This window comes from Candidatus Aquarickettsia rohweri (assembly GCF_003953955.1).
GTDB lineage: Bacteria > Pseudomonadota > Alphaproteobacteria > Rickettsiales > Midichloriaceae > Aquirickettsia > Aquirickettsia rohweri.
On the sequence record NZ_RXFM01000087.1, the window covers coordinates 1 to 6,255 of the forward strand.

6 protein-coding genes are annotated in these 6,255 nt (G+C 26.9%); 1 reads left to right on the forward strand and 5 read right to left on the reverse strand.

Features of this window, described 5'->3' with window-relative positions:
- Positions 1-127 (reverse strand): IS66 family insertion sequence element accessory protein TnpA (tnpA, locus tag EIC27_RS08350; RefSeq protein WP_410519461.1); only part of this gene is annotated, 127 nt, incomplete at its 3' end.
- 68 nt (positions 128-195) lie between these two features.
- Between tnpA and EIC27_RS05660 the strand changes: the two genes are divergently transcribed.
- Positions 196-543, forward strand: a complete 348-nt coding sequence (locus EIC27_RS05660; protein WP_126045120.1) for a hypothetical protein — start codon at positions 196-198, stop codon at positions 541-543.
- 2 nt (positions 544-545) lie between these two features.
- Here the strand turns inward: EIC27_RS05660 and pheT are convergent, their stop codons facing one another.
- Genes pheT through tig form a run of 4 tightly spaced genes read right to left on the reverse strand, consistent with a single transcriptional unit; the run spans position 546 to position 6,169 of the window.
- A complete protein-coding gene (gene pheT, locus EIC27_RS05665) occupies positions 546-2,939 on the reverse strand; it encodes a phenylalanine--tRNA ligase subunit beta (RefSeq protein WP_126045121.1) in 2,394 nt (797 codons plus the stop codon).
- A 21-nt stretch (positions 2,940-2,960) separates the two neighbouring features.
- On the reverse strand, positions 2,961-4,226 hold the full coding sequence (gene clpX / locus EIC27_RS05670; protein WP_126045122.1) for an ATP-dependent Clp protease ATP-binding subunit ClpX: 1,266 nt from the start codon (positions 4,224-4,226) through the stop codon (positions 2,961-2,963).
- Positions 4,219-4,818, reverse strand: a complete 600-nt coding sequence (gene clpP / locus EIC27_RS05675; RefSeq protein ID WP_126045123.1) for an ATP-dependent Clp endopeptidase proteolytic subunit ClpP — start codon at positions 4,816-4,818, stop codon at positions 4,219-4,221. The genes clpX and clpP overlap by 8 nt, the downstream gene beginning before the upstream one ends.
- A gap of 22 nt (positions 4,819-4,840) precedes the next feature.
- Positions 4,841-6,169 carry a trigger factor gene (gene tig / locus EIC27_RS05680; RefSeq protein WP_162298350.1) on the reverse strand — a complete coding sequence of 443 codons (1,329 nt, stop codon included), beginning with the start codon at positions 6,167-6,169 and terminating at the stop codon, positions 4,841-4,843.
- Positions 6,170-6,255 lie beyond the last annotated feature (86 nt).

A 6,255-nucleotide genomic window follows, 5' to 3' on the forward strand; every position in this document is an offset into this window, starting at 1 on the left:
CTACAAGAATTCTGTGCCATTTATAAAATGTACTTCTCGGCACATTCTTTTGCTTACAAAATTCATATTTACTTACATTACTTTTTTTATATTCTTCTACTAGCTCTTTCCATTTTTCATTACTTATTCTTTTTTTCTAATAGCATCATTAGCCTCTATTTTTTTAGGCTTTTGTTCTACCACTTATTTTTATTCTTGCCTAGATGCCCTTATTTTAGCGCTTACATAGCAAGCCCATCATTTAAGCATACATTAGCAGTAAATACATTGAGTTCAATATCAAATCAGTTAGAAGCAAATCCGAGTTCAGAGCATAAAGCAGTTGGTGGAGTTGTAACAACAAAACAACTGTTAGAGAATTATACAGCAGGTGATGTGGGTAAAACTTATTATGAATCTGCATCATTAGTATTAGGAGCATTTTATGTTGGTAAAATAGCAACACAACTAAGTGCTTTGGGTGAAGCAGAGATTGAAATGCCTGAATTCAATCTATATAGTTTTTTTAGTAATAATCCTACAAGTGAAATTTGGCATAATTAATTTTAACTATCTCTTAGTTCAGCATTTAAATTTTGCTTCAAAACTTTTATAATTTTATTAGATATATCTTCAATTTCTTGATCAATTAAAGTTTTCAGCTTAGGTTGAAGCTTAACACTAAAAGCAACCGATTTTCTATTTAAAGTATCTTGCGGATCTTTATATACATCAAAGATATTAATACTCTCTAGCATATCAATTTTAAGAGATTTAATTGACTTTATTATTTCATTACTTTCAGTATCATCATCAATGTAAATAGCAAAATCCCTAGATATACTCTGCAATTGAGATAAAAACATAGGCTTTCTTTTTTCTAAGTTCTTATTAGGTAAATTATCAAAAAATATTTCGCCGCAATAAACATTTTGCTTCATATTAAATTTTTTTAAAATTTTAGGATGTAATTCACCAACATAACCAATTAATTTTTTACCAATATATAACGCTATGCTCTTACCTGGATGATAAATATTATTATCTACCTTATGTATAATAATATTTTGAGGCGACATCTTAATTTCATCAAGCAATGAAAATACATCATCTTTTAAATCATAAAAATCAAATTTCCTCTGTTTTGAGAATATATTTTTATCAATCGCATAACCTGTTCTAAGAATTGTTAAAGATTTCCTCTCAATTAAAGAATTATTATGATCATAATAAACTTTGCCTATTTCAAAAAAAGATAAATCTTTAATCCCCTTTAGTATATTATTTTTTACTGTTTGTAACAATCCAGGTATCAAGCTATTTCTCATAATAGCAAATTCATTACTAATTGGATTAGCTAACTTGATATCATCACCATTAGTAAATAAATTTGCATATGCTTGGCTAATAAAAGACCAAGATATTATCTCAAATAAATTTCTCCCAACAAGCATTTTTCTAAAAATAGATTCAAAATCATGAGTTTTAATTCTTAAATCTTCTATAGCATAAAGATATTTATTATTAGATTCTAAATTTTCCAATCCTTTTATTCTTATTATTTCTTCGGCAATATCTGCATTATTTTCAATATCTCCTTGCCTCCAGCTTGGTATATTAAAAATTTCATCCTTTTCCTTTAAAAATCCTAAATTAGAAAGAATTGAATCAATCTCATTTGTCATTAATTTAGATCCAAGAACTTTATTAATAACATTATAATTAATTTTTAATTGCTTAATATGTTTAGGCTCAGAACTTTTAATAAGTACTGAATTGCTAATATTACCACCACAATTTTCTAATAGCAGATTAACTAAATTATTTATAAAAGCAGCTGTATTAGCATGATCAATCCTTCTTTCAAATCTGAATGAGGATTCTGTTCTAATGTTTAACTTTCTTACAGATTTAGAAATTTGTTCAGGACTAAAGTTTGCAACTTCAATTAAAATATTCTTTGTGCTCTCATCAACCTTACTATCTGCACCACCAATAATACCAGCTATAGAAAGAATTTTTTCATCATCAGAAATAACCAATATATCTTTTGGCAAGTTATATTCATTATTATCCAATGACTTAAAAAATTCTCCTTCTTCAGAAAGTCTGATTTGAATGTTACCTTTAATCTTATCAGCATCATAAATATGATTAGGGCTACCAAATTCGTGCATAGAGAAGTTGGAGATATCAACTACTGGATTATGTGATTTTAAATCAACTAGCTTAAAAAATGACAATATATCACGTTTAATTTCTAAATTATTATTTATATTTTTTATTTTACAAAAAGCTATTTCATAACAATATTCACTATCTATGGAAATTTTTATACCATCTATATTTTGCCCAAATTCAAAATTATTTTGGGAAAAATTTAAATATTTAGACTTTAATTTACCTATATCTTTAGCTGATAAATCTCTTACAATACCATATACTGATGCACAATCGCCTCTATTTGGAGTTAAATTAATATCAATAACTATATCATTCAAATTATATACATCAGAAAATTTTGTACCTAATTTAATTTTATTATCTAGAACCTCAATAATACCATCATGATCATTACCAAGCAGTAATTCTTGTTCTGAACAAAGCATTCCATTACTATCCACCTCACGAATACTAGATTTTTTTATAACCATTTTATTACTTGGAATTACAGAACCAACAGGTGCAAGTACAACTTTCATTCCAGGTCTAACATTAGAAGCGCCACACACTATTTGTAAAATTTCTTTACCATTATTTACTTTACAAACACTTAATTTACTAGCATTAGGGTGCTTACACACTTCAATAATCTCAGCAATTATAAATTGTGAATAAATCTCTTCTTTATTATCGTAATCTTCAACCTCCAATCCAATATTAGAAAGTATCTCAAGAACAGTATTTAAATCTACACTTAAATCAATGAATGATTTAAGCCATTTATAAGTAAGCTTCATAAATTATTAACTGAAGTTTAGTTAAATTACTTTTTTATTTTTAATACTTTTATTAGTATAATACTTAATTTTAGGTTTAGAATTTAACTTAATTACATCAGAAGTAATTGTTATTTCTTTAATATTTTTCTTATTAGAAAAATCAAACATTAAATCAAGCAAAATATTCTCTAATATTGCTCTTAAACCTCTGGCACCAGTTTTTCTTTTGAAAGCAATTTTAGCTATTTCTTTAAATGCATTTTCCTCAAAATTTAATTTAATATCATTTAAATCAAATAATTTTTGATATTGTTGAATTAAAGAATTTTTTGGCTCTTTTAAAATTCTTATCAACATAGATTCATCAAGATCATTTATAGTAACAATCAATGGCAATCTTCCAATAAACTCAGGAATCAAACCATATTTAACTAAATCTTCTGGCTCAACACTATTAATAACATTTGATGCAGAAACATCTTCATCTTTATTTTTTACTACTGCTTCAAAACCAATAGAACTATTTTTCTTTCTCTGATTAATAATCTTATCAAGGCCACTAAAAGCTCCACTGCAAACAAATAATATATTTTTAGTATTAATTTGCAAGAATTCTTGTTGAGGGTGTTTTCTTCCTCCTTGAGGTGGAATAGATGCAACAGTACCTTCCATTAATTTTAACAGCGCCTGTTGCACTCCCTCTCCAGAAACATCTCGTGTTATTGATGGGCTTTCAGATTTCCTAGATATTTTATCAATTTCATCAATATAAATAATTCCCTTTTCTGCTTTTTCTAAATTATAATCAGCTGCTTGTAATAGCCTTACCAATATATTTTCTACATCTTCACCTACATATCCAGCTTCAGTTAATGTTGTTGCATCAGCTATAGCAAAAGGTACATTTAAAATTTTAGCAAGAGTTTGCATTAACAATGTTTTTCCACAACCTGTTGGACCAATTATTAATATATTTGATTTCGCAATTTCAACATCATGAAATTTATTATCAAATTTTGGCTTTTCAAATCTTTTATAATGATTATATACTGCTACTGATAACACTTTCTTTGCTCTTACTTGTCCAATAACATAGGAATCTAAGATCTCATATATTTTTTTAGGACTTATATCGCTTTTTATTAAATTTTTAGTCTCTAATTTATTCTCATTTAACGCTTGAGAACAAAGAGTAATACACTCATCACAAATATATACAGCTACTCCAGATAAAAGCTTTTTTACTTCATTTTGGCTTTTTCCACAAAACGAACAATATAATATTTCTGAATGTCCTTTATTCACTTTGAGTTACCGCTCTTTTAGTAATAATTTTATCTATTAATCCATATTTTTTAGCCTCTTCAGGAGACATAAAATTATCCCTATCTGCATCTTTTTCAATTTTTGAAGATTTTTGACCTGTATGATAACTAAGCAACTTATTAAGCTTATTTTTTAACTGTAATATTTCTTTTGCATGAATTTCAATATCTGTAGCTTGACCACGAAAACCTCCTATTGGCTGATGAATCATAATTCTTGAATTAGGTAAAGCAAATCTCTTACCTTTTTCCCCAGCAGTAAGAAGAAAAGACCCCATAGAACAAGCTTGACCAACACATAAAGTGGAAACATCAGATTTAATATATTGCATTGTATCATAAATTGCTAAACCTGCAGAAACCACTCCACCTGGAGAATTAATATACATAAAAATATCTTTATCAGGATTTTCTGATTCCAAAAACAGAAGCTGAGCAATAATAACTGATGCCATATTATCCTCAACTTGACCACTTAAAAAAACTATTCTTTCTTTTAGCAGCCTAGAAAATATATCAAAAGCTCTCTCGCTTTTAGGAGTTTGTTCAATTACAACAGGAATATAAGACATTTTTATATAACTAAATATATATTTATTTATCTTTAATTTTAGGCAAAACGTTTTTTACAAAATCATCCGTTGTCATTTCAATTTCATTTAATTTAACCTTAGATAAAATAAAATCTAAAGCTTTCTCCTCAAGAATTGGCCCTTTAATTTTTTCTAAATTTTCTGGATTTTTGTAAAATTCCAGTATCTTATCTTTTATTTGAGGATTATGATTTGCTTGAAGCTCAACTATTTTTCTTAATTCATCATCTGTTATAGAAATATTATTTTCTCTGGTCACTTCAACTATTATTAAGCCCAGCTTAACTCTCCTTTTTGCAATTTGTTTATACTCAGATTTTAATTCCTCATCAGATTTATCCTTTATATTCTCTTGTTTTCCCTTGTTTTTTTCCACTTCACTCCAGATAATTTCAAAATCTTGCTCAATCATTTTATTAGGTAAATCAAAATCATATTTCTTATCAACTTGATCAAAAAGTTCCTTTTTCATCTTTAACCTAATTGAATTCATGAAGTCAAAATTTAATTTTTGTTTTATTAATTCATTTAATTTTTCTTCAGATTCTACACCTAATTTCTTAAGCATTTCATCAGAAACTTTATCAATCAAAGCTAATTCTTGCACATCAACTATTTTAACTTTAAATACAGCTTTTTTATTTGCTATATCTTCTTTTGGATAATCTTTTGGGAACACTATATCAAAAGATTTTTCATCATTTAATTTACATCCAACTAAATTAGATTCAAAATCTGCTAAAAAAGTATTATCACCAATCACAAGCTCCATAGCATCAGCTTTATTACCATCAAAATCCTTACCCTCAATCTTACCATGGAAATTTATTTTTACTTTATCCCCTACTTTAGTCTTATAATTTGATTCAGCTTTTTTGTATTTTCTAAATTCTTTAAGTAAATTATTTTTTGTCTGAGTTATTTCATCATTAGAAATTTTTATATTTATTTTTTCAACCTCTATACTATCCCACTTTACTTCTGGAACTTCCGGCAATATTTCAAAGCCTATTTTAATAGATAGCCCCTTATCTTCATCAAATGATAGAACTTGCACATCAGGTTTCGAGTATGGAATAATTTTTTTGGAATCAATTAAATTTTTAATAGACTCAGAAATTTTTTCTTGTATTTGCTTACCTGTTTCTTCCTTCCCAACTTTTTGTCTTACAATACTAAGCGGCACCTTACCTTCTCTAAAACCTGGCATTTTAAATGTTTTTGCAGCTTTAGAAACACTTTCTTCAACTTTTGAATTAATTTCTTCAAACGGCACATGCACTTCAAATTCTTTAAAAAACTTTTCGTTTTGCAATTCTTTAATCGTCATTTGATTGATATTTTTATTTATATTCAAGTTTAACAGAATTTTTAAATATATTAAACAATTTTTTTAAATTATTTTTAATAGCAATA